We start from the raw sequence: 24,669 nt of genomic DNA, 5'->3' as shown, positions 1-24,669 counted from the left end.
AGGCTTTGTTGAAAATGCACTTATCCAGACATCCGACCAGTTACCCGACGCGTTACCAGGAAATTGCCGCCCTGCTTGAAGTAGAGCTGCGTAACCACTACCGCTGTGGCGACTATCTGCCAGCCGAAAGCCAACTGGCCGCACGCTACGAAGTGAATCGCCACACGTTGCGTCGCGCCATCGATCAACTCGTCGAAAAAGGCTGGGTGCAGCGCCGCCAGGGAATTGGCGTGTTAGTGCTGATGCGCCCATTCGATTACCCGTTAAATTCTCAAGCACGCTTTAGCCAGAACCTGCTCGATCAGGGAAGCCACCCCACCAGCGAGCGCTTACTCGCGGTACTGCGCCCGGCTTCAAGCCATGTTGCTGATGCGCTGGGTGTAACCGAGGGCGATGACATTATTCACCTGCGCACACTAAGACGCGTTAACGGTATCGCGGTGTGCCTTATCGACCACTACTTTGCCGACCTCGCCTGGTGGCCCGTGATGCAACAGTTTAATAGCGGTTCGCTGCACGACGTGATTCAGGACCAGCTCGGTATCAACCTCAAACGCACCCAAACACGTATCAGCGCGCGCCGCGCTCAGGCCAAAGAAAGTCGCCTGTTGGAGATCCCAAATATGGCTCCGCTGCTATGTGTTCGCACTCTCAACCACCGTGAAGGTCACGCAATGCCTGCGGAATACTCCGTCAGCCTGACGCGTGCCGACATGATTGAATTCACCATGGAGCACTAAATGGACGCAACGCATTTTGATACCGCACAGCGCCAGCAGTGGATGGCCGTGCTCGCTCACAGCCTGCCTCAAGAACTGGCAGCACTTTGGGCAGAACAAAAACTCAATCCCGAATATCAGGTAATACGTCAGCCAGAAACAGGCCTGGTACAAATTCAGGCGCGAATGGGCGCCACCGGGCAACGTTTTTTTGCCGGTGACACCACGCTGACCCGTGCGGTCGTGCAACTCGCCAACGGGACTTACGGTTACAGCTACATATCAGGGCGCGATAAAACCCACGCCGAACGTTGTGCCGTGATCGACGCGCTGATGCAGGAACAAGTTCAGTTCCGGACATTGCAAGAAACCTTAATTGCTCCACTGGCCGCCAACCGTGAACAACGCCTGGCCGCCCGTCGCACCCAAATTAACAGCAGCCGAGTCGACTTCTTCACTCTGGTTCGCGGAGATAACGCATGACCCTGATGACCGCTTTTAACCTGCCTGTGCAGGATGCACAACAGAGCTTCCGTCGCCTGCTCAAAGCGATGAGCGAGCCGGGCGTTATCGTGGCGCTCCATTCACTGCAACATGGCTGGAAACCACTGAACATTGCTTCCACCAGCGTGCTGCTGACCCTTGCCGATAACGACACGCCGGTGTGGATTAGTGACGCTCTGAGCAACGACGTGACATTGCAAAACGTCCGTTTTCATACCAACACGCCAATTTCGCAGGCACCAGAACACGCACAATTCGCCGTTGCCGACAGCACGATAACCGCCGATCAGCTTAACGCGCTGGCACAGGGAACCGACGTAGCTCCCGACACCAGCGCGACACTGATTTTGCAAGTGCCGAGCCTGAGCGGCGGCCGCATGTTGCGCTTAACCGGCGCGGGCATCCGCGAAGAACGCATGATCGCCCCGCAACTTCCGGACTGCGTTATCCACGAACTCACCGAGCGCCCGCATCCGTTCCCGCTGGGCATCGACCTGATCCTGACCTGTGGCGAGCGCCTGCTGGCGATCCCTCGCACCACTCATGTGGAGGTGTGCTGATGTACGTCGCCGTTAAAGGGGGCGAAAAGGCAATTGCCGCCGCCCATGAATTGCAGGAACACAACCGCCGTGGCGACCAAAATCTCGCGGAACTAAGCGTCGCGCAAATCGAGCAGCAGCTTGGCCTGGCGGTCGACCGCGTGATGACCGAAGGCGGCATTGCCGACCGTGAACTCGCCGCCCTCGCCATCAAGCAGGCCAGCGGAGACATGGTTGAAGCCATCTTCCTGCTGCGCGCTTATCGCACCACGCTACCGCGTCTGGCGGTGAGCGAGCCGCTGAACACCGCTGAAATGCGTATCGAACGCCGCATTTCAGCCGTCTACAAAGACGTACCCGGCGGGCAGTTACTCGGCCCGACTTACGATTACACCCATCGCCTGCTGGATTTCACCTTGCTGGCAAACGGCGAAGCGCCGCAGTTGAAAACCGCTGACGAGCATGCCGAACCCACGCCGCACGTGTTCAGCCTGCTGGCAAAACAGGGGCTGGCAAAAGCGGAAGAAGATAACGGCGAAAAACCTGACGACATCACCCGCCAGCCGCCGGTTTACCCATGCTCGCGTTCATCACGCCTGCAACAGCTGGTGCGCGGCGATGAAGGCTATTTACTGGCCCTCGCCTACTCCACGCAACGCGGTTACGGGCGCAACCACCCGTTCGCCGCAGAAATTCGTAGTGGCTACGTGGATATCGAAATCGTGCCGGAAGAGCTGGGTTTTGCGGTGAACGTCGGTGAACTGCTGCTAACCGAGTGTGAAATGGTGAACGGCTTTGTCGCCCCCGCGGATGAAGACCCGCACTTTACCCGTGGTTACGGGCTGGTGTTCGGCATGAGCGAACGCAAAGCGATGGCGATGGCGCTGGTTGACCGCGCGCTGCAAGCCCCGGACTACGACGAAACAGTAACAGGCCCGGCCCAGGACGAAGAGTTCGTACTGGCCCACGCTGATAACGTTGAAGCAGCCGGGTTTGTCTCGCACCTGAAACTGCCGCACTACGTCGATTTCCAGGCCGAACTGGAACTGCTTAAACGTCTGCAAAAGGAACGTCATCGTGACTAAGGCACTCTCGGGCTACAACTTTGCTTATCTGGATGAACAAACCAAGCGCACCCTGCGCCGCGCGATTCTGAAAGCGGTAGCAATCCCAGGTTATCAGGTGCCGTTTGGCGGGCGTGAAATGCCGATGCCTTATGGCTGGGGGACAGGCGGCATCCAGATCACCGCAAGCGTGATTGGCGAAAACGACGTGCTGAAAGTCATCGACCAGGGGGCGGACGACACCACTAACGCGGTGTCGATTCGCAACTTCTTCAAGCGCGTCACCGACGTGGCGACCACCGAATCCACCGCCGATGCAACGCTGATTCAGACGCGCCACCGCATCCCGGAAACGCCGCTCACCGAAGATCAGATCCTGATTTACCAGGTGCCGATCCCTGAGCCGCTGCGTTTTATCGAACCACGCGAAACCGAAACCCGCACCATGCACGCGCTGGAAGAGTACGGCGTGATGCAGGTGAAACTGTACGAAGACATCGCCCGTTTCGGCCACATCGCCACCACTTACGCCTATCCGGTGAAAGTGAACGAACGCTACGTGATGGACCCGTCGCCAATCCCGAAATTCGATAACCCGAAAATGGACATGATGCCTGCGCTGCAACTGTTCGGTGCCGGGCGTGAAAAACGCATTTACGCGGTGCCCCCGTATACCCGCGTCGAAAGCCTCGATTTTGACGACCATCCGTTTACCGTCCAGGAGTGGGAAGAACCGTGCGCGATTTGCGGCTCGCACCACAGCTACCTCGACGAAGTGGTGCTCGACGATGCGGGCAGCCGCATGTTCGTCTGCTCCGATACCGATTTCTGCCGCCAGAACAGCGAGGCCGCAAGCAAATGACTCAACCGTTACTTTCCGTCAATAACCTGACGCACCTTTATGCCCCCGGCAAAGGCTTCAGCGACGTGTCATTCGAGCTTTATCCAGGCGAAGTGCTGGGAATTGTCGGTGAATCTGGCTCCGGCAAAACCACGCTGCTGAAATCCATTTCCGCCCGCCTGGCGCCGCAAAATGGCGAAGTGGTGTATCTCGACTCGTCGCTGTACGACATGAGCGAAGGCGAGCGCCGCCGCCTGCTGCGCACCGAATGGGGCGTGGTTCATCAACACGCGATGGACGGCCTGCGCCGCCACGTTTCGGCAGGTGGCAACATCGGCGAACGCTTAATGGCAACCGGTGCGCGTCACTACGGTGATATCCGTGCCACCGCCGAGCGCTGGCTGGAAGAGGTGGAAATCCCGGCCTCGCGCATCGACGACCTGCCAACCACATTTTCCGGCGGCATGCAGCAACGCCTGCAAATCGCCCGCAACCTGGTGACGCACCCGAAACTGGTGTTTATGGATGAACCGACCGGCGGGCTGGATGTTTCCGTGCAGGCGCGTTTGCTCGACCTGCTGCGCGGCCTGGTGCGCGAGCTGAACCTGGCGGTGATTATCGTCACCCATGATTTGGGCGTGGCGCGTTTGCTGGCTGACCGCCTGCTGGTGATGAAGCAAGGCCAGGTGGTGGAAAGCGGCCTGACCGACCGCGTGCTGGACGACCCGCACCACCCGTATACCCAGTTGCTTGTTTCCTCCGTCCTTCAGAATTAGGTGAACACGATGACCAGATTACGGGTTGAAAACCTGAGCAAAACCTTTGTGTTACACCATCAGCACGGTATCCGTTTGCCGGTACTGGCCAATGCCTCGTTGGAAGTCGTATCCGGCGAATGCGTGGTGCTGCACGGCCATTCTGGTAGTGGGAAATCCACCCTTTTGCGCTCTTTGTACGCCAATTATTTGCCGGACGAAGGGCATATCTGGGTCAAACATAACGACGAATGGCTCGACATTGTACAGGCTCCGGCGCGTGACGTTTTAGCCGTGCGCCGCCAGACCATCGGCTGGGTCAGCCAGTTTTTGCGCGTTATCCCACGTATTTCAGCACTTGAAGTGGTGATGCAACCGCTGCTGGATTTAGGTGTATCCCGTGACGTCTGTGAAGACAAAGCGTCAATGTTACTGACTCGCCTGAATGTCCCGGAACGCCTGTGGAACCTGGCTCCATCAACGTTTTCCGGTGGCGAGCAACAGCGCGTAAACATCGCCCGTGGCTTTATCGTCGATTACCCAATTCTGCTGCTTGATGAACCCACCGCCTCGCTGGATGCGAAAAACAGTGCCGCCGTGGTGGATTTAATTCTGGAAGCCAAAGCACGTGGAGCGGCAGTCGTCGGCATCTTCCACGACGAAGCGGTACGCAATCAGGTAGCAGACAGACTGCACTCTATGGCAACCATCGAGGCCAAAAATGATCATTAATAACGTCAAACTGGTGCTGGAAAATGAAGTGGTTAATGGCTCACTGGAAGTCGCCGACGGGGTGATTCGTAATTTTGCCGATAGCCAAAGTCAGTTGCCGCAAGCGCACGATGGCGAAGGCGGTTGGTTGCTTCCGGGGCTTATCGAGCTGCATACCGACAACCTCGACAAATTCTTCACCCCACGCCCGAAAGTCGACTGGCCAGCCCATTCCGCGATGAGCAGCCACGACGCATTAATGGTGGCGAGCGGCATCACCACGGTGCTGGACGCCGTAGCGCTGGGCGACGTGCGCGACGGCGGCGACCGCCTGGAAAACCTCGAGAAGATGATTAACGCGGTGATGGACAGCCAGGCGCGTGGCGTTAACCGCGCCGAGCACCGCCTGCACCTGCGCTGCGAACTGCCGCACCACACCACGCTGCCACTGTTCCAGCAGCTAATCGAACGCAGCGGCGTGTCGCTGGTGTCATTAATGGACCACTCACCAGGCCAGCGCCAGTTCGCAAACATGGTGAAATATCGTGAATATTACCAGGGAAAATATTCGCTCAGCGATGCGGAGATGAACAGCTACGAGGCGGACCAACTTGCGCTTGCTGAACGCTGGTCGCAGCCCAATCGCCTGGCGATTGCCGCTGAATGTCGTGCACGCAATATCGCGCTCGCCAGTCATGATGACGCGACTGCGGCGCACGTGGTGGAATCCCACGAGTTGGGCAGCGTAATCGCTGAATTCCCGACTACGCTTGAAGCCGCGCTAGCCTCACGCCAGCATGGTTTAAGCGTGCTGATGGGCGCGCCAAACATTGTGCGAGGCGGCTCGCATTCCGGCAATGTGGCGGCGCATGAACTCGCACAAGTCGGCCTGCTGGATATCCTCTCGTCCGACTATTACCCGGCGAGTTTGCTGGACGCTGCGTTTCGCGTCGCCCAGGACGAGTCGAACAGCTTCACCCTGCCACAAGCGGTGGCACTGGTGACACGCAACCCAGCCAAAGCATTGAATCTCAATGACCGCGGCGTTCTCGCAGAAGGCAAACGTGCCGATATGGTGCTTGCGCATCTTCACGGCGACCATGTCCACGTCGGCCATGTCTGGCGTCAGGGAATACGGGTGTTCTGATGAGCAAAATAGTCTGGTTGATGGGGCCGTCAGGCTCCGGGAAAGACAGCCTGCTGACGGCACTGCGCCAGCAGGAGAATAATCAACTACTGGTAGCGCACCGCTACATTACCCGCGCCGCTGACGCCGGGTGCGAAAACCATATTGCCTTGAGTGAAAAGGAGTTCGCTCAGCGCCAGCAACAGGGGCTATTCGCGCTGTGCTGGCAGGCGCATCAACAAAGTTACGGCGTGGGAATCGAGCTGGATATCTGGCTCGATTCCGGGTTCGACGTGGTGGTGAACGGCTCGCGCCAGCATCTGGCGCAGGCGCGCGCGCGTTACGCCGAAGCGCTAGTGCCGATTTGCCTGCATGTTTCGACGGACGTTTTGCGCAAGCGCCTCGAACAACGCGGGCGTGAAACTGCGCAGCAGATCGAACAACGCCTGCAACGTGCGGCCTTTTATGCCCCGGATTTGGACGACTGTTTAATACTTAACAACGATGGCAGTCTGGCGGAGTCTGTCTTATCGTTTATGCGTCTGGTGAATGGCCAGCGCAATGCCAATATCGTCCATTTTCGTCCCAAGGAACCGCGCCATGTTTGAACTTCGCCCCGCCACTCTTGCCGATATTGATACTGTTTACGCTCTGATCTGCGAATTAAAACAGGCAGAATTTAACCGCCAGGCGTTTAACGTCGGGTTTGCGGCAAATCTTGAAGATCACAATTTATGCTACCAACTTGCACTACTTAACGGCGAGGTTGTCGGCATGATCAGTCTGCATATGCAGTTTCATCTGCATCATGTGAATTGGGTCGGTGAAATTCAGGAACTGGTGGTGATGCCCGCTGCTCGCGGCCACGGTGTGGGTAGCAAACTGTTAGCCTGGGCTGAAGAGCAGGCGCGGATTGCCGGAGCGGAACTCACTGAGCTTTCCACCAGCGCCAAACGCCTCGACGCCCACCGTTTCTACCAGCGCGAAGGGTATCAAAATACCCATTTCCGCTTTACTAAACCGGTGGAGATAAATCGTGACTCTGACGCTAACCCTTAGCGGAACGGGGGGCGCACAACTCGTCCCCGCCTTTGGCTGTTTTTGCGCGGCCTGCGAGCGCGCTCGCACTAATCCGCAATTTCGCCGCAAGCCGTGCAGCGCGGTGATGAAGTTTAACGACGCAGTGACACTGTTGGACGCAGGCATTCCCGATTTAATGGACAGCTGGCAACCGGGGGAATTTAAGCAGTTTTTACTCACCCATTACCATATGGACCACGTGCAGGGATTATTCCCACTGCGCTGGGGCGTGGGCGAAAAAATCCCGGTGTACGGCCCCGCCGATGAACAAGGCTGCGACGACCTGTTTAAACACCCCGGCATTCTGGATTTCAGCCACCAGCTTGAGCCGTTTGTCTGGTTTACCTTGCAGGCGCTACGCGTGACCCCCCTGCCTCTCAACCATTCAAAACTGACGCTGGGCTATTTTTTTGAAACCCCGCACAGCCGCGTGGCGTGGTTAAGCGATACCGCAGGTCTGCCCGATAAAACGCTGAAGTTTCTGGCGAACAATAAACCGGATGTGATCGTGATTGATTGCAGCCATGAGCCGCGTCCTGAAACACCGAAAAACCATTGCGATTTGAATACCGTTATCGAGCTTAATAAACAGATTGGCTGCCCACGCGTTGTCCTTACGCATATCAGCCACCAGTTTGATTGTTGGCTGATGGAGAATGCGTTGCCGAAAGGGTTCGAGGCGGGGTTTGATGGAATGGTTATTCGGGTGGATTAGGCGATTTAATCTTGCTAATCACTAATAGCCGATGCTGATGAATTTCAGGGTCGGTTCCCCAGGCGTACGGTGACCATTTGCTGACGAATTCGGCTTCACTCGTAATGCGTTGTAATTCGTCATCTTCTTTAGTGCCATCCCAAATCATGACTTCGTATTCAGGGTCGGCAATGGCTTCGGAAATGCGGTATTCCCAAAAACGACGACCATCAGCAGTTTGCTCATTATCAGAAACCACAATCTCATACGATTCCAATAACCAGGCAAATATCCGTTTTGCTAATCCCTGTAACGCATCCTGGTGCTCAGCACTAAATGTGCGCCATACCATGACCTGCGTACAGTGCTGTTTGCCTGGCACCACAAATTTCCCGGTAACAATTTTTACCGCATAGGCGGTGATGTCGTCTTTTAGCAGGCGACACTGTTTACCGTCGAGCGACATCACCAGACGGTATCCCGCTGGTGGAACGTAGCCGGGTAAGCTAAAAGGTTCAACCCCTTTGGCGAGGAACGCCAGGGTGTGTTCCCGGTTACGATCTGGGGCGTTGAGCTTTCTGTTGAAATCCGCGTCGCTTATCAATCTCGGTGCCATTTGTTGTGAAATCCTTATCCTAAGTATGCTTATTTTTCCCTTTAAAGCCAGCTTAAAAAAACCACGTTTTTCCTGATATTACGGGTACTTGTAGTAACAAATCTTAAGCTTGATAAGAAAATTAACACACTAAATGAATAAAACTTCACCACTTTTTTGTTTGCTTTTAGTTTTCAGAAGACAACTCGCAAAACGCAAATTTAATGTGCTTTTTATCACTCACCGATTTTCAAAACTTACCGAAAATCATCATCCAAACGGCGTTCATCCTCTTCAAGCTGGCGGCGCTGTTGATCCAACTGACGTTGCTGGTCGTCAAGCTGGCGTCGGCGATCTTCGAGTTGACGGTGACGGTCTTCATACTGGCGGCGATCGTCATCATTTCGACGCTGGCTTTCGTCCCAACGGCGGTCGTCGTTGTCATCACTACGGCTGTCATTCGGTTTGTAGGCATCGTTAATCGCCTGCGAAATAGACCCCACAATGGAGTTATCGAACAGGCCATCCAACGCATCGGCGTGGGCAATGGTTGTCATGGTCAGGGTGCCGAGCAGTAGCACGGTGGAGTATCGATTCATAAGCCCATCTCATGAAAATAGAATTTAGGAACGATAAAAAAAATGCCAGACCCCTGACAGCAGAGAATTCCCAATTTTCGCCTTAATTATATTTATAAGTAATATTTACCTTTAACCCAACCCAGATTTTTCATGCCTTATTTTGGTGCAAAAAAATCAAAAAAAATAACCACGCCTCACCCTGAGTAATGATTCGAAAATCTCGAGCAATGCGGTTTAACTTAGCCAAAAATCAGCAATTTAGATTGGAATCACACAGTTTAGAAAAAACAATCGCTCGGAAATACCTCATTTTCACAGCCACAAAAAATTCAAAAACATGATCGCCATCGGTTATTTTAAATAAATAATGAAACGTTATTTCAACTTATATGGATGGCGTGTTTTAATCTTTCCAATTCAAACTAACTCATAGGGAACTACAATGTCTTACGATTACATTGTAATAGCGGGTTATTTCTTATTAATGGTAGCTATTAGCCTACTGTTCAAAAAAATGGCCAATAACAGTACCAGCGACTACTTCCGCGGAGGCGGCAAGATGTTGTGGTGGATGGTTGGGGCAACCGCGTTTATGACGCAGTTTTCTGCCTGGACGTTCACCGGTGCGGCTGGCAAAGCCTTTACCGATGGTTTCGCAGTTCTTGCCGTGTTTGTCGGCAACATGTTTGCTTATCTTCTGGCGTGGGCATACTTCGCTCGCCGCTTCCGTCAAATGCGTGTGGACACCCCAACTGAAGCAGTACGTCGCCGTTTTGGCCCGGTCAACGAGCAGTTCTTTACCTGGGTCATTATCCCACTAAGCGTGATTAACGCAGGCGTGTGGTTAAACGGTCTTGGCGTGTTCGCATCCGCCGTCTTTAACGCTGATATCATCACCACTATCTGGATTACCGGCCTTGCAGTTCTGGCTATTTCCATGCTGAGTGGCGCATGGGGTGTGGTAGCGTCCGACTTTATTCAAACGCTGGTTATTGCAGTTATTTCAGTCGCTTGCGCAGTAGTTGCCCTATGGGCAGTCGGTGGTCCGGCGAACATCGTGACTGAGTTCCCATCCGGCTTCTTTACTGGCCCGGATATGAACTACCCGCTGTTGATGGTTGGCACCTTCCTGTTCTTTGTGGTGAAACAGCTGCAAAGTATTAATAACATGCAGGAATCCTACCGCTTCCTGAATGCTAAAGACTCCAAAAATGCCAGCAAAGCGGCTCTAATGGCGCTGCTGATGATGCTGATTGGCGCGGTAATTTGGTTCATTCCACCATGGGCAACGGCGATTCTGTACCCGAATGCCGGGGCGCAATACCCTGAGCTGGGTGCTAAAGCACGTGATGCGGTTTACCTGGTGTTTGCTCGTGAAGCCATGCCGCTGGGTACTGTAGGGCTGCTGATGGCGGGTCTGTTCGCGGCAACCATGTCTTCCATGGATTCTGCATTAAACCGTAACTCCGGCATCTTCGTACGTAGCTTCTACGCAACGATTGTGCGTAAAGGTAAAGCAACAGATAAAGAGCAACTGCGTGCGGGTCAAGTTGCCTGCCTGGTTAACGGCTTGCTGGTTATCTTCATGGCGCAGTTCTTTAACTCTCTCAAGCACCTCAGCCTGTTCGACCTGATGATGCAAGTAGCAACACTGCTGCAATCACCGATTCTGGTTCCATTGTTCTTCGGTATGCTGATTCGCAAAACCCCTTCATGGGCACCATGGGCGACCGTAATCTTCGGCCTGGGCGTATCCTGGATGGTGGTTGATGTGTTCACGCCACAGTATGTAATGTCCTGGTTCGGCGTTGAGAAACTGACGGGTCGTGAAGTAAGTGAACTGAAAACAATCATTCCAATCGTTGCACACCTGGTGCTGACCGGTGGCTTCTTCTGCCTGAGCGCGCTGTTCTATAAGCCGCAAGCAGATACAAACGTCGAAGCGACTAATGCGTTCTTTAAAGATGTCGAAACCGAGTGTGTTGAAGACGACGCGCAGGACATCGTTGACCGCATGCAGCGTAACAAGCTGGGCGACCTGACTATCTACATGGCGATTGGCTTGTCGGCGATGGTGCTGATTCCAAATCCAATGTGGGGCCGCTTGTTGTTCCTGGCCTGTGCCGCAGCGGTGTTTGCTGTCGGGTATGCGTTAAAACGCAGTGCGAAGATCGATAAAGCAGCTGTGGTTCTCAAGCCAGCAATGCAAAATAATCGATAAAACTATCCACTAAACTCAAAAGCCACCGAATTTCGGTGGCTTTTTTATTTCCCGAACAACTCGAATTGTTAACATAGTTTCGTAACCAACTATTTCTTTTATAATAGTACACATAAGCAATGCGAAAGAATTGTTCGTTATTTAACCCAACCCCATTTCATCAATTAAGCCAGTCGATTAAAAAAGACCGAACCCTATCATTGATTAAGAAGCATCTCAGCCACGAAAATTTAAAGAAAATAATAACCGAACGGTTATTTATTACCTTACCTTGCAATAATTCAGCCATTTCTGCTGCCATTATTTTTTCGGCACCTCCGCGCACACTTCTACAAAAAACCCGCAAAGAGCACTAAGAATAATCTCAGATACATTCGTAAATATTATGTAATAAGGTGATCTAATACATTCATACTATGTAAATCAGATGTATCATTACCGTTAATGCTACCGAAGCCGCTAACAGAGTGATGCGCTATGTCCAGACAAAGAAACGACAATCCTACCCGTCCACGCCATCATCGTTTCGCCCTGGAACCACGGCAGTTGTTCGATGGCGCAGCCGTCACTGAGGCTGCTCATCATGCGGATAATCCGCTTGATACCCAGCACCACGAAAACACACCTGACGCCTCCAAAGCGGTCTTTGTCCCACCAGCATCGGTACCTGCACCCGCATCAATAACGGCACCGGCTCCTGCAGATGCGACTGCACCACATGAAGTTTATGTCGTCGATAGTCACGTCCAGAATTGGCAATCGCTGGTCAGCCAATTGCCAGAAGGCAGCCGCGTGCTGGTGCTGGACTCTCAGCACTCCGGGCTTGAGCAGATTAATGAAGCGCTAAAGAACGATAAAAATATCACTGCGATTCATATCATCAGCCATGGTGCCAGCGACGAGATAACACTCGGTAGCGACAAACTTAATGACAAAACGATTGCTCAATATCAGCAGCAATTAGAAACCCTTGGCGAAAAACTCACCACAGATGGCGATATCTTGCTGTATGGCTGTAACGTCACGGCAAAAGACACCATCCTGATTACCCGTATGGCGGACTACACCCATGCGGATATTGCGGCTTCAAATGATGAAACGGGTAGCGCGACAAAAGCGGCTGACTGGACACTTGAATCCCGTACTGGCGTTATCGAAACACGTTCGCTGGAGTTGGCTTACGATGGCGTACTGCAAGCCCCTGAACTCACTACCACGAAACCGGACATGGTGGTTTCTGAGCCAAGCTCACTGCGCCCTGGTGCCGAAACCGGCAGCTTTAGTGGCATAACGATTAATGCCAGTGATGAAAATGTTGCGATCAGCGTGACGTTGACCAACGATGCTGTAGGCAATTTGGTTAATGGTGCTCAATCAGGGAAGACACTGGAGTTCGTTGGCTCAGTTGCAAATGCGCAAGCCTGGTTAAACTCACTTAAATTTACTGCAAGTGATACTGAGCTTGGCAAACAGTCAGCTTCCACGGATGTGCAGTTTTACATCTTAAGCCTGTCCGGTAACGACAGCCTCGTCACACATATTACGGTAACCCCTTCCAACGATCCGGTGACGATTGTAGACAGCACCTTAACTGTGCCTGAACGTGGTACGGGCACCGTGATTACGGAAACCACGCTAGCGGCTATCGATCCTGATGTGCAGATAGGTGCGCAAAGTGCATCGCAAATTGTCTACAGCGTAACGGCAATACCGCAATACGGTTACCTGACGCTCAATGGCACGCGTCTGGGCGTCGGCTCGGTATTTACTCAGCAGGATGTGCGCGATAACAAGCTGGTGTATGTCCACACCGCAACGGGTACTGCGCAAAATACCGCTGATAGTTTTTCTGCCAAAGTGAACGACGGTGCCACGCCAATTAACCTTTCCGATACAGTCACTGTCACCCTTCAGATTGCGCCAGAAAACCAACTGCCAACCATATCCGGTGGTGGCATTGTCTTTGAAGGCCAGCCTGCAAACGCGGTGAATACCGGGAATGTTGGGCAATATATCGTTGCCACCAGTGGCGGCGACACGCAGGACACGGTGCTTACTCTAACCATTACTTCACTGCCAGCGTTCGGCACTCTTTATTTTAAGGGTTCGCCAGTAGTTCTGAATCAGCAGATTAGCTATGCCGAACGTGATCAATTGACCTATGAAAACGACGGTGCAGAAGGCAATACGCAGGACAATTTTGGCGTACGTGTTACTGACCAGGGTGGCGGCACAGGAATTCCTGCCAGCAGCGATGCAGTGATTGCACTGACGATTCAACCGGTTGATGACGACCCGTACCTCAATCCAGATTCGACATTGCATGCGCAAGTCACAACAGGCCCGAATAACGTGGTGCTGCAACCAGAAATGCTGGCAGCACTCGATAGCGACTCGTCGGCAGATCGCGTGAGTTTTATCGTTGATACTCGAGGGTTAACACACGGTTATCTGACCTTGAATGGTCTGCTGATGAAAAGCGGCGACACCTTTACGATGGAAGATGTCGCCGAAGGTCGGGTTGTTTATACGCAATACATTGCTTCCCGTACCGGCGGGATAGACGTGTTTAATTTCCGGGTCATCGACCACTCCACTGCATTGCGCTGGAACCCCGATGGTACAACGTTCACGCGCCAGGGCGGGATATGGGATGGCGAGACGGCTAACGACCAGCTTACCCATATGCAATTCACCATCGACCTGGCTACCACTGATAACCCCAACAACCCTGACCCTGGTGGCCTGCCGATATTAAATGTCCCGGCAGAGACTACAAACTCAGGGTATATCGGCACCGATGTGCAAAACCCTGGCAACCCGTCGCATGGCGTGCTGAACGAGGGCGGGACATTAACGCTGTCCGGTACCGGGAAAATCACCGAAAACACGCCTGGCATGAGTTATGTCGTGCAGGGCGCGACGCCTGAGCAAATCGTTTACACCTTCCTCGGCAGCGCCAGCGGGCAAACTGGCCTGACTATCCTAAAAAGTGATGGTCAGGGTGGTTATCGAGTTATCAACGCGTTCGGCACGTTTACGCAGGCTGATTTGAATAAGGGGTTAATCAGCGTTCGCCACGACGGCGGCGAAAACTTCATGTTCGACGGCAGTTTCTCGGTTTCGGCAGGCCAGGTGGCACTAGATTCACGAGGCAACCCGGTTGCGGTTACCTGGAACCCGACGCTGGTCGTGTTCGTCACCCCGATTAACGATGCCCCGGTGATTTCAGGTTCTTCAAACACCGTTTTAGCGGAAGGTGAAACAAAAGTTATTACCAGCTCGCAGCTACAGTTGAGCGACCCGGATGATGTAAACAGTGGCTCATCGTGGGAAGGGTCGGCTTTGCGACCTGATGGCACCAGCAATAACTACGCTTACAACAACGATGTCAGCGGAGCAGGCGCACTCAAATTTGGCTTCCTGACGCTGCCTGCTGGCGGTGCGCTGCAATATTATAATGGCACCAGTTGGGTCACCATCACCAACGCGGATATCGGCACATTGCAGCTAGATGCCAGCATTTTGAAAGGTGATGGCACCAGCGGTCTGCGTTTTGTAAGCAACGGTTCTGAAGTCCGTAGCACCAGCTTTACCACTTATGCAGTGGATCGCTGGGGTTTGCAGTCGGCCAACAACGCCACCGTGGGCATTACCATCACCAACGTCAACGATGGCCCAAAAATCCCGCAGACGCCTGACACCCCGGATATCGTAGTACCTCCAGATTCGCCAAACCTTGTGGGCGGCGTTGAAGGCCGGCCTCCGGCTAACAACCCGGCGACCGTGGTTGAAGGCGGCTATGTTCAAATCAATAGTTCGCAGCTTCAGGCTTATGACCCGGACAGCACCGCCGAGCAGGTGCAATATACCGTCACTACAACGCCGACTCATGGCCGCCTCGCGTACTCAACCGATGGTGTTAACTTTAGCGTCCTGGGTAACGGTTCAACGTTCACGCAGGCTGATATTAACAACGGTCGAATCTATTATCTGAATAACGGTGATGAAATCACCGGCAATGGTCAGAACGCCGATGGCTTCAACTTCACGCTTTCAGATGGTGATAAAGAGCAGGCCAATAACCACTTTGCCATTAATATTACGCCGACGAACGACAAGCCCACCGTCACCGCACCTTCCGGTCCTATTGATATCGGTCTTTCGCATGCGGTGAATGGTTTTACTATTGCCGACCCGGATATTACTGGCACGAACAGCTCGGTGAACATCCTCCAGACCACCGTGCGTTTGCTGCACAGTGATGGCAGCGCTTTCACTCAGGCCGAATATAACGGCATCAGGCTTTCCGCTAATGCCGCAAGCGGCGCAACGATCACCGGTGGAACGAACGGTTATCTGGTTCTGACAGGCACCGTCGCGCAAATCAACAGCGCGCTTGGCGGCTTAACCGTGCTGTTCCCGAACGACCGCAATGCCATCTACCAGGTACAAGTGATTGCCGATGACCGCTTGCGTACCGCAGATGGCCAACTAACCGGGCAAGCGAACGGCGGCCCAGTTAACCAACCGGCTAACCCGGCATTTGGCACATCACCAGGCACTGTCGATAGCCAAAATTACAACTGGTATGCGGATGGGGTTCCGGCAGCAAACGGCAATATCACTGCCAACCAGGTGGTAATTTTCGCCTCGGAAGTCAACGATCCAGGCCACCTGGTTGTCGGTAATCCCAATAAATCCACCTATGAAGATCAACCGACGTTTATCGGCGGTGATTTTGTCATTACTGATGTTGAGTCCACGGCCTTTGGCAAACCGGTAACCGTGACGTTAACCGTCCCACAAGGGCAACTGGGGATTGGCGGCTTAACTGATGACAGCAGCACGGTTATAAACGGTGTGACGATTCAGGGCGATAACTCTGGCCGACTCATTCTTACCGGCACCGCCAACGCTATTCAGGCATTGCTTAATGACTCGGTAAATGGGCTCACTTATCAAAGTGCTGCTAATGCTAACCACGACCAAAATGGCGCGGCAGCAGGCGATGTGACGCTCAATGTGCATCTGGATACGTCAACGGCGACCGTCGGCGACACCTCGGGCGTACCGCCTGCCGATGTGCAAATCGCAATAACCATTATCCCGGTGAATGACCCGCCGACCATCACCGCGCCGTCGGGCAGCGTGTTGCTCGACAACAACGCACCTGGTGGCAACAGCGTGGGCGGTTTTGTGATTGGTGACCCGGATATCACCGACGCAGGCGGCATTGCGGCGGGTGAAAACGATATTGTTCAGGTCACGGTGCGAATCACCGACGCGAACGGCAACCCATTGTCGGTTTCGCAGTATCGCGACCAGCAAAACTCTGCCATCACAATTTCTTCGCTCAATACCACGACCGGTGTGTTTGTGCAGAACGCCAGCCAGGATGGTGTTAACCCACCATCCAACGGGCAAAACGCACCGTTGGTGATTACAGGAACCCTCGCGCAAATCAACGCTTACCTCGCGCAATTGCAGGTCAGTATGCGCGGTGTAATCCTTGATGATGCAGACCAGTATTTCCGCGTCGAAGTGATTGTTGACGACCGGGTGCGTAGTGCGAACGGTAACCTGATTGGCGGTGCCAACGGGGGTAATAACGTTGCCGCAAATGGTGTAGGAACCACACTTCCTCCAAACACGGTTATCAGCCCTTACGCGGCGATTCCTGGCGGGCTTGAGCAAAACGTCGCATCAACTTACCGCGTCGTATTCCAGAGTAGTATCAACGACCCGGCGCAAATCACACTGGGAGGCAACCCGGCGCTGACGACTAATGAAAACAGCGCCACCGTCACGCTACCGCCGATTACCATCAGTGATTCGGATGCGGGCAGCGAGACCATGACGGTGACCGTGAAATTGCCCAATGGCTTTGTTTTTGTTACACCAACCGGCAGCGGCGGCACTGTTACGGGTGCTGGTACCGATACACTGACCTTTACCGGCTCTTATGCCCAGGTAAATACGTACCTGGCGGGTCTGAGAGTTACGCTGCCCGATGCACCAGGCAGTGCAAACCGCTCTGACTGGAACGGGAATTTCGGCGTGACCGTCACGGTCAACGATGGCGGCAACTCCGGCTCGCGCCCTGACACGCTACCCGGCAGCGCGACCAACCCGCAACAAGACCCAGGACAAGTTTCTTACGAGGATGGTGTGGGCGGCACTTCATCGGCGCTCATTACCACGCGCGTATTCACCTTTACGGTCAATCCGGTTAACGACGCACCAGTGGTTGTCGGTACCCCATCGGTAACCATCCCGACTCTTGAAGAGGATACGCTCAGCGGTTCAGTTGGGGGCAAAACTGTAGGTTCACTGTTTACAGGTTTCTTTAATGACTCTCGTGACACCATTGATAACAGCGCGAATGGTGGAAATGGTGGCAGTAGCGCCGATTCGTTTTATGGCGTAGCCATCACTAACCACACCACCAATGCCGCACAAGGCGAATGGCAATATTCTCTTGATGGCACTACCTGGCTGGCGGTTGGTAACCGCAGTGACGCGAACGCGCTGGTACTCACGGCCAACTCATCGCTGCGCTTTGTCCCAGCTCCAGACTATTTTGGTACTCCGTCAACGCTTGGCGTGCGCCTGGTCGAAACCAACAATAATGGCGATGTTTCCACTACGCCTGCGGTTCCGGCCAATGGTGCGGTGACCAATATCAGCGGCGCTGGTGGGCACGGCGGTACGTCAATTTACAGTGAAGCCCTCGTCACGCTTAGCACTATGGTCAGCAACATTAATGACCGACCAACGCTTGGCGATAAAACAGTTTCCATCGCTGAAGATACCAACGGTGCGCAAACCATCGGGAATATATTCCAGTCGGTTTATGGTGATGCCACCGATAACCAGACTGCAATTGCAGGCGGCGGCAACGCCAGCGGCCCACTGGGTTATATCGCGATTTATGGCGACACCACTGACCCAACTAAGGGCCACTGGGAATACTTCAATGGCACAACGTGGGCTGCAATCCCATCTGATGTCACTGCAAACAATGCATTTGTACTGGCAAGCGACACGCAGATGCGATTTGTACCCCTGGCAGATTACAACGGGCCTGTGACCGGGGGCTTGCAGTTACGCGCCTCAGATACCACTGACACAGCATTAGCGGGTGTGACTAACGGGCGGGTGAATTTCTTCGACTTCGCCAAAGACAACGACCCAACTTCGCACTGGTCGAATACCGCCACGCTTTCGGTCAACATCACGGCGGTAGCTGATGCTCGTGATGACACCTTCTCCACCCACTCCAACGTGCCGTTGGTGATGCCGGGAAGCGATCTGCTGCTAAACGATACATTCGGTAATACGGATAAAGTCGTTACGCAAGTCACTCAGCCGACAAACGGCACCCTGTCGTATATTAATGGCGTACTGACCTACACGCCGAACACTGGTTTTGTGGGAACCGACAGTTATACCTATACCGTCGTAAGTGGTGGTGTGGAGGAAACCGCGAAGGTGACTATTAACGTCACCAACCTGGCGCCAGTTGTGGGCAACGAAATCCAGACCATTGATGAAGACACCCCTGCTACAGGCAACGTCTTAACCAACGACCGCGATCCCGATGGCGACGCGCTCACGGTGAAAACCTTCACTATTGATGGGATAACGTACGATGCGGGTGACACCGCAACACTTGCTAATAACCATGGCACGCTGACCATGAATGCCGACGGAACTTACACCTACAAGCCTGGCGGAGACTGGCATGGTGATATCGTCGTAAGCTATGTGGTTACCGATGGTAATAGCAATGGCAATACCACCGGGCAGTTGGGTGTGCATGTGGCCTCGGTTGATGACGCCCGCGATAATATCGAAATCGAACATACCGGTACCGTTATCACCACCGATGTGATGGCAAACGACACGTTCGTCAACCCGGACAAAACCGTCACAAGCTTTACCCAGCCTGAAAACGGTGTGGTGACTTTGGGGGAAGACAATAAGCTGATTTACACCCCGAACCCCGGTTTTATTGGTAGTGACAAATACACCTACACCGTGACCAGCGGCGGCATAGAAGAAGTTGCAAACGTGTTTATCTTTATGACTAACACGCCGCCAACCGCCAGCAACCAGTTTGCTGTGACAGACGAAGATACACCGGTTAGCGGAGATGTCTTGCGTTTGATTATTGACCCGGACGGTGACCCGCTGCATGTCGTCGACTTCCAGATTGAAGGCTCGCCTACGAACCATCCGGCAGGTGCAACAGTGACGATTGACGGCAGTGGGACTTTCGTTCTCAATGCCAACGGCAGCTATACCTTTACGCCTGTTAAAGACTGGAACGGTATCATCCCGACCATCACGTTTAACGTTTCCGATAACACCGGTGGCTCACCAACACAAAGCTCGCTGGATATCACCGTTCGGCCAATCGATGATATCGCCAACGATTCTGTCTCCACCCATGCGGGCAAACCGATAACCATCGATCCGTTTATCAATGACAATTTTAGCAACTCTGACAAAAAGATAACCGGCGTTACCGCACCTGCACACGGCACGGTAACCATCAGCCCAGACGGCAAAACAGTGATCTACACGCCGAACGCCGGTTATGTCGGTAACGATGTATTTGATTACACCGTGACCAGTGGCGGCATTGAAGAAACCGCCACGATTACCGTCACCATGAATAATTTCGTGCCTACATTACGCAGCACGGCAGGCAGCACACTCGAAGACACACAGCTGGATGGCAATCTGCTCACCACGGCAAGAGATGCCGACGTAGGTGACACTATTACGGTTACCGATTTCACTATTGACGGCACGACGTATACGGTAGGAATCCCGGCAGTTCCGGTAGTGATTGCAGGGAAAGGGACGCTGACCATCAACAGCAACGGCGCTTACAGCTTTGAACCGGTGGCGGACTGGAATGGCATCGTGCCGCCCATTTCCTTCACCATCAGCGATGGCAACAATGGAGGCCAGGCGACCAGTACTCTGGTGATTCAAGTGCGGTCAGTGGTGGATATTGCCCCAGATACCGCGACGACTCACGCGGATAACTTTGTCGCCATTAACGTGCTGGGTAACGACACCTTCAGCAACGATACGCAAATCGTCACCGCTATTCGCGACAACACCACGCTTGGGCAAGTGTTTGTGCTGTCTGATAACACGATTCGCTACTCCCCACCGCCAGGATTTGTGGGCAGAGATACATTTACGTATACCGTTACCAGCGGCGGCATTACCGAAACCAGCACCGTAACGGTCATCGTCACCAACGCCGCACCAGTCACCACTGATATGAACCTGTCTATGGATGAAGATGGCGCGCAGATTAGCGGCAGGCTGACGGTTTCCGACCCGGACTCCGACGTGGTGCGCGTGACCTCGTTCCAGGTAGATGGCATGAACGGTGTGTTCGCAATTAACCGATTCGGAACTGGCACCGCCGTGATTCCGGGTGTCGGCACCTTTACGCTCTCTTATGATCGCAGTTATACCTTCACACCTATCGCTGACTGGAATGGCAACGTCCCGCAGATAACCTACGTAGTAACCGACGACAACGGCGACACCCAGGTTTCCGGCAAGGTGAATATTATCGTGAACCCTGTCGTGGATATCGCTGATGACAACATCTCGCTTCAGGCGGGAACGTCTTCTTCGGACAATCTGCTCACTAACGACAGTTTCGAGAATAGCGATAAAGTTATTACTGAGGTCACTCAGGGAACCCACGGCACCGTCACCATCGGCAGCAATGGCATTGTGACCTACACGCCACAGCCTGATTATGTCGGAACAGATTCCTACACCTACACCGTCACCAGCGGCGGCAGAACGGAGATCGCTACCGTAAACGTGACGGTAACGAACACCGTGCCAGTAGCGGCACCCGACGCGCAGACCAATGTGGAAGACACTACGCTTGTCGGGAACGTGTTAAGTAACGATACCGACAGTAACGCCACCGACACGCTTAGCGTCACAAGCTTTACCTTACCGGGTGAAACGGTGCCGCATCTGGCTGGCGAAACCGTCACCATTACCGGAATCGGCACGCTTACACTCAATGCTGACGGCAGCTATAAATTTGTACCGGTGGCTGACTGGAACGGGGCAGTACCCGTGGTGACCTACAACATCAGCGACGGTCATATCGGCGGCACCGCCAGCAGCACGCTGACCCTTGTGTTGACCGAAGTCGCGGACATTGTTGACGATTCAAGCTCCACCCATGCTGGCGTGCCCGTCACCATCGACGTTCTGGCTAACGATAATTTCGAAAATGGCGGCAAACAGATTACGGCCACCAGCAACGGCGCATTTGGCACCACCACCATCGTTAACGGCAAGGTGGTTTACACCCCTGTGGCCGGTTATGTTGGCCGCGACAGCTTTACCTATACGGTGACAAGCGGTGGCATAAACGAAACAGCTACCGTAGTCGTGGATATGACCAACACGCCACCTGTGGCGAACCCGGACACCAGCACCACGCCTGAAGACAGCACCGCCTTCGGCAATGTGCTGGCCAACGACACCGATGCGGATGATGCAGATAAAAATGCCCTCACCGTGACCGGATTTACCGTCAACGGCACACTGTATACACCAGGCACTGCGCTCACTCTCACCGGGATGGGTGTATTGACCATGCAGGCCGATGGCCGCTGGAATTTCGTGCCGGTTGCAGACTGGAACGGCACCTTACCGGTGGTGACTTACCAAATCAGCGACGGCAATACTGGCGGGGTTTCCAGCGCCTTGTTAAGCATTACCATTACCCCAGTACAAGACGCCTTTAACGATAAAGTCTCCGTACACGGCAACAGCTCGGTGACTACCGATGTGTTCGCCAACGACACCTTCACCAACGGCGATAAAATTATCCAGACCGTGACTCAAGGCAGCCACGGTACGGTGACTATCGAAAACGGCAAAATCACCTACAAGCCAAACGTGGGTTATGTCGGAACAGACAGCTACACCTACACGGTGCTGAGCGGTGGAATTCAGGAAACCGCCACGGTCAGCGTCACCGTGGAAAACACCCTGCCGATTACACGGCCAGATGTTAATGTCACGCCGGAAGATAATGTCGTCACCGGTAATGTACTGCTGAACGATTCCGATCCTGACGGTGATCCGCTGACCATCACGCAATTCAATGTCGATGGGCAGACCGCTCCGGCAGGGTATCCGGTGATTATCGCAGGCGTGGGTGAGTTCACGTTGCGCGCCGATGGCAGCTACACGCTGACCCCGGTCGCAGACTGGAACGGCAGAGTGCCGACTATCACCTACACGGTTAACGATGCGCTGATCGGCGGGAACGCCACCAGCACGCTGAATATTATTGTTTCACCAGTGGTCGATATTAACGCCGATAGTGCCACCACCCATGCGGGCAACTCGGTAACGACCGATGTGCTGGCTAACGATAGCTTCAGCAATCCGGATGCCACTATCACCGCGGTCACCAACGGGACAAATGGCACTGCCACGTTGCAAAATGGCCAGATTATCTACACCCCACGCAGCGGTTTTGTCGGCACGGATACCTACACCTACACCGTGACTAGCGGCGGAGTCACAGAAACCTCAACCGTGACTGTTTTTGTCACCAACGACGCGCCAGTGGTTAACCCGGAAGGGGTTATCACTCCACAAGGTGAGCCTGTCTCTGGGAATGTGTTAACCAACGATCGCGACCCGAACGGCGACCCAATTTATCTTTCTGGTTTCCAGGTTGGCGGCAACAGTTACAGCGCGGGCGAAACGGCCGTGCTGGCGGGCGTTGGTAGCCTGACGGTTCTGCGAGATGGTAGCTATCGCTTTACTCCACTTGCCAGCTGGCGCGGCTTCGTGCCTCCGGTGACTTACACGGTGAGCGATGGCAACGAAGGCGGCGAAACCAATGGTAGGTTGCGCATTCTGGTTGCACCGTCGGTGGAAATTTCGGTGCATGAAGATGGCCTGACACCGCTTGATCCTGGTGCTCAGGAGGTTAACGGTACGCTAGATATTCTGTCGCTCGACAAGCTGCAAACGCTGACCTTCCAGGGGCGCGTCATCACCGCAGAACAGCTTTTGCGCCTGAACCCTCTGTCGCCAATTACTATCGAAACCGTGACGGGCACCATCAAGCTACTGGCTTACTACAGCAGTGCAGACGGTGTTGCGCGGCTCGATTACAACTTCACCTTGCGTGAAGCGGTGTCGCAACCGGGGCTTGTCAGTACACACAACGACTACGCAGTCCAGGTGAACGGCACCACCATCGGGCAACTACGCATTACCGTCTTCAACGACAACCCGAGCGCCACCGATGACAGCGCGGAAATCTTACAGGACCAGAACCAGAATTCGGCCAGCGGTAACCTGTTTAACGATGACCGCATAGGTGCAGATGGCGCGGCGAGCAATGGCCCTGTCACGGGCGTCGTGTCAGAAAACACCGGTAATGCAGGCACCATTGGCGGCTCAAGCGGCGGCCAATACGGCACGCTCACCCTCGATAGCCAGGGCAACTGGCGCTATGAAGTGAACAGTAGCGACCCTCGTGTGGCGGCACTTGAAGCGAACGCAACACTCACTGAGGTGTTTGTTTACACCATCACCGACAGCGATGGCGGTGTCAGCGAAGCACGTCTCACCATTTTGATTCACGGCGTCACGGCGATGCCAAACGTCGACGAGCGTAATGGCGACCAGATTTTTGGCCGTGAGGAAGAAGAAACACTGCCCGCCTACAGCCAAAGTTACGAACCGGGCTTGTTTATTCTGCCGCTCGTCTATGATTTACAAAGTGATGCAGTTGGTCTGCAAACCCGACTTAACAGCCAGTTTGCGGCCTATGGTTATGGGATAGAGCATGCGAATGCGCCAGTTATGCAGCAGGCAGTTCTGTTCTCCCGCTGGTACAGCGACACGCGTGAGCAGCGCACTTTACCTGGCTTAGAAAATAACGCCCTTGGGCAAAATTCGCTTGGGAACTCATTTGGCCCGTTTGGTATTGGACAAGCCGATGAGCGTAGCTCATTTGCTCAAACGTCGGTCACGCAGGAAGCGACGCAGGTTGAACAACCGACCGTTATCGCATCGGGAGCACAACCTTTATCCATGCAGCTTGCTGCCCTGGAAAAACAAACTTTGGCGTCTGGAAAGCACATTACAGTCCCGACAATCACTCGCCGGTAAAGGCTAAAGCAACTGTTTAAGATGGAAATA

15 protein-coding genes are annotated in these 24,669 nt (G+C 53.9%); 13 read left to right on the top strand and 2 right to left on the bottom strand.

The features are described 5' to 3' along the window. The first annotated feature begins 14 nt into the window (after positions 1 to 14). Genes phnF through phnP form a run of 11 tightly spaced genes read left to right on the top strand, consistent with a single transcriptional unit; the run spans position 15 to position 8,054 of the window. On the top strand, positions 15 to 740 hold the full coding sequence (phnF, locus tag LVQ79_RS13815; protein WP_232865409.1) for a phosphonate metabolism transcriptional regulator PhnF: 726 nt from the start codon (positions 15 to 17) through the stop codon (positions 738 to 740). Continuing rightward, a complete protein-coding gene (phnG, locus tag LVQ79_RS13810; RefSeq protein ID WP_232865408.1) occupies positions 741 to 1,202 on the top strand; it encodes a phosphonate C-P lyase system protein PhnG in 462 nt (153 codons plus the stop codon). Further along, positions 1,199 to 1,783: a phosphonate C-P lyase system protein PhnH gene (phnH, locus tag LVQ79_RS13805; protein WP_232865407.1), complete on the top strand. Its 585-nt coding sequence runs from the start codon at positions 1,199 to 1,201 to the stop codon at positions 1,781 to 1,783. The genes phnG and phnH overlap by 4 nt, the downstream gene beginning before the upstream one ends. Continuing rightward, positions 1,783 to 2,847, top strand: a complete 1,065-nt coding sequence (locus LVQ79_RS13800; protein WP_232865406.1) for a carbon-phosphorus lyase complex subunit — start codon at positions 1,783 to 1,785, stop codon at positions 2,845 to 2,847. The genes phnH and LVQ79_RS13800 overlap by 1 nt, the downstream gene beginning before the upstream one ends. Continuing rightward, the gene (locus LVQ79_RS13795) at positions 2,840 to 3,688 is read left to right on the top strand and encodes an alpha-D-ribose 1-methylphosphonate 5-phosphate C-P-lyase PhnJ (RefSeq protein WP_232865405.1); all 849 of its coding nucleotides are present in this window, start codon (positions 2,840 to 2,842) and stop codon (positions 3,686 to 3,688) included. Before LVQ79_RS13800 ends, LVQ79_RS13795 begins: the two co-directional genes overlap by 8 nt. After that, on the top strand, positions 3,685 to 4,443 hold the full coding sequence (gene phnK / locus LVQ79_RS13790; RefSeq protein ID WP_120064682.1) for a phosphonate C-P lyase system protein PhnK: 759 nt from the start codon (positions 3,685 to 3,687) through the stop codon (positions 4,441 to 4,443). The genes LVQ79_RS13795 and phnK overlap by 4 nt, the downstream gene beginning before the upstream one ends. A 9-nt stretch (positions 4,444 to 4,452) precedes the next feature. After that, positions 4,453 to 5,154 carry a phosphonate C-P lyase system protein PhnL gene (phnL, locus tag LVQ79_RS13785; protein WP_232865404.1) on the top strand — a complete coding sequence of 234 codons (702 nt, stop codon included), beginning with the start codon at positions 4,453 to 4,455 and terminating at the stop codon, positions 5,152 to 5,154. After that, the gene (gene phnM / locus LVQ79_RS13780) at positions 5,144 to 6,280 is read left to right on the top strand and encodes an alpha-D-ribose 1-methylphosphonate 5-triphosphate diphosphatase (RefSeq protein WP_232865403.1); all 1,137 of its coding nucleotides are present in this window, start codon (positions 5,144 to 5,146) and stop codon (positions 6,278 to 6,280) included. Before phnL ends, phnM begins: the two co-directional genes overlap by 11 nt. Further along, positions 6,280 to 6,867 carry a ribose 1,5-bisphosphokinase gene (phnN, locus tag LVQ79_RS13775; RefSeq protein ID WP_370639851.1) on the top strand — a complete coding sequence of 196 codons (588 nt, stop codon included), beginning with the start codon at positions 6,280 to 6,282 and terminating at the stop codon, positions 6,865 to 6,867. The genes phnM and phnN overlap by 1 nt, the downstream gene beginning before the upstream one ends. Then, positions 6,860 to 7,318, top strand: a complete 459-nt coding sequence (gene phnO / locus LVQ79_RS13770) for an aminoalkylphosphonate N-acetyltransferase (RefSeq protein ID WP_232865402.1) — start codon at positions 6,860 to 6,862, stop codon at positions 7,316 to 7,318. Before phnN ends, phnO begins: the two co-directional genes overlap by 8 nt. Beyond that, positions 7,296 to 8,054: a phosphonate metabolism protein PhnP gene (phnP, locus tag LVQ79_RS13765; protein WP_232865401.1), complete on the top strand. Its 759-nt coding sequence runs from the start codon at positions 7,296 to 7,298 to the stop codon at positions 8,052 to 8,054. Before phnO ends, phnP begins: the two co-directional genes overlap by 23 nt. On the opposite strand, the gene LVQ79_RS13760 is transcribed toward phnP, so the two are convergent. Together LVQ79_RS13760 and yjdP are read right to left on the bottom strand one after the other, a co-directional pair. Continuing rightward, positions 8,038 to 8,649, bottom strand: a complete 612-nt coding sequence (locus LVQ79_RS13760) for a hypothetical protein (protein WP_232865400.1) — start codon at positions 8,647 to 8,649, stop codon at positions 8,038 to 8,040. The genes phnP and LVQ79_RS13760 overlap by 17 nt on opposite strands. 236 nt (positions 8,650 to 8,885) lie before the next feature. Beyond that, a complete protein-coding gene (gene yjdP, locus LVQ79_RS13755) occupies positions 8,886 to 9,227 on the bottom strand; it encodes a DDRRRQL repeat protein YjdP (RefSeq protein ID WP_151994187.1) in 342 nt (113 codons plus the stop codon). A 424-nt stretch (positions 9,228 to 9,651) separates the two neighbouring features. Between yjdP and LVQ79_RS13750 the strand changes: the two genes are divergently transcribed. After that, on the top strand, positions 9,652 to 11,430 hold the full coding sequence (locus LVQ79_RS13750) for a sodium:solute symporter family protein (RefSeq protein WP_232865399.1): 1,779 nt from the start codon (positions 9,652 to 9,654) through the stop codon (positions 11,428 to 11,430). A 477-nt stretch (positions 11,431 to 11,907) separates the two neighbouring features. Continuing rightward, positions 11,908 to 24,639 (top strand): cadherin-like domain-containing protein, encoded by a 12,732-nt coding sequence (locus LVQ79_RS13745; RefSeq protein ID WP_232865398.1) that lies wholly within the window; start codon positions 11,908 to 11,910, stop codon positions 24,637 to 24,639. The last annotated feature ends 30 nt before the right edge of the window (positions 24,640 to 24,669 follow it).

The sequence above is a fragment of the Buttiauxella cochleicola genome (assembly GCF_021282405.1).
Lineage (GTDB): Bacteria > Pseudomonadota > Gammaproteobacteria > Enterobacterales > Enterobacteriaceae > Buttiauxella > Buttiauxella massiliensis.
The sequence above is the reverse complement of the archived record's forward strand: the minus strand, read 5'-3'. Positions and strand labels throughout refer to the sequence as shown.

Bases quoted from the DNA above. Each gene is read 5' to 3' on its own strand.
- phnF (WP_232865409.1), top strand. From the start codon at position 15: ATGCACTTATCCAGACATCCGACCAGTTACCCGACGCGTTACCAGGAA.
- phnG (WP_232865408.1), top strand. From the start codon at position 741: ATGGACGCAACGCATTTTGATACCGCACAGCGCCAGCAGTGGATGGCC.
- phnH (WP_232865407.1), top strand. From the start codon at position 1,199: ATGACCCTGATGACCGCTTTTAACCTGCCTGTGCAGGATGCACAACAG.
- LVQ79_RS13800 (WP_232865406.1), top strand. From the start codon at position 1,783: ATGTACGTCGCCGTTAAAGGGGGCGAAAAGGCAATTGCCGCCGCCCAT.
- phnK (WP_120064682.1), top strand. From the start codon at position 3,685: ATGACTCAACCGTTACTTTCCGTCAATAACCTGACGCACCTTTATGCC.
- phnL (WP_232865404.1), top strand. From the start codon at position 4,453: ATGACCAGATTACGGGTTGAAAACCTGAGCAAAACCTTTGTGTTACAC.
- phnM (WP_232865403.1), top strand. From the start codon at position 5,144: ATGATCATTAATAACGTCAAACTGGTGCTGGAAAATGAAGTGGTTAAT.
- phnN (WP_370639851.1), top strand. From the start codon at position 6,280: ATGAGCAAAATAGTCTGGTTGATGGGGCCGTCAGGCTCCGGGAAAGAC.
- phnO (WP_232865402.1), top strand. From the start codon at position 6,860: ATGTTTGAACTTCGCCCCGCCACTCTTGCCGATATTGATACTGTTTAC.
- LVQ79_RS13760 (WP_232865400.1), bottom strand. From the start codon at position 8,649: ATGGCACCGAGATTGATAAGCGACGCGGATTTCAACAGAAAGCTCAAC.
- yjdP (WP_151994187.1), bottom strand. From the start codon at position 9,227: ATGAATCGATACTCCACCGTGCTACTGCTCGGCACCCTGACCATGACA.
- LVQ79_RS13750 (WP_232865399.1), top strand. From the start codon at position 9,652: ATGTCTTACGATTACATTGTAATAGCGGGTTATTTCTTATTAATGGTA.
- LVQ79_RS13745 (WP_232865398.1), top strand. From the start codon at position 11,908: ATGTCCAGACAAAGAAACGACAATCCTACCCGTCCACGCCATCATCGT.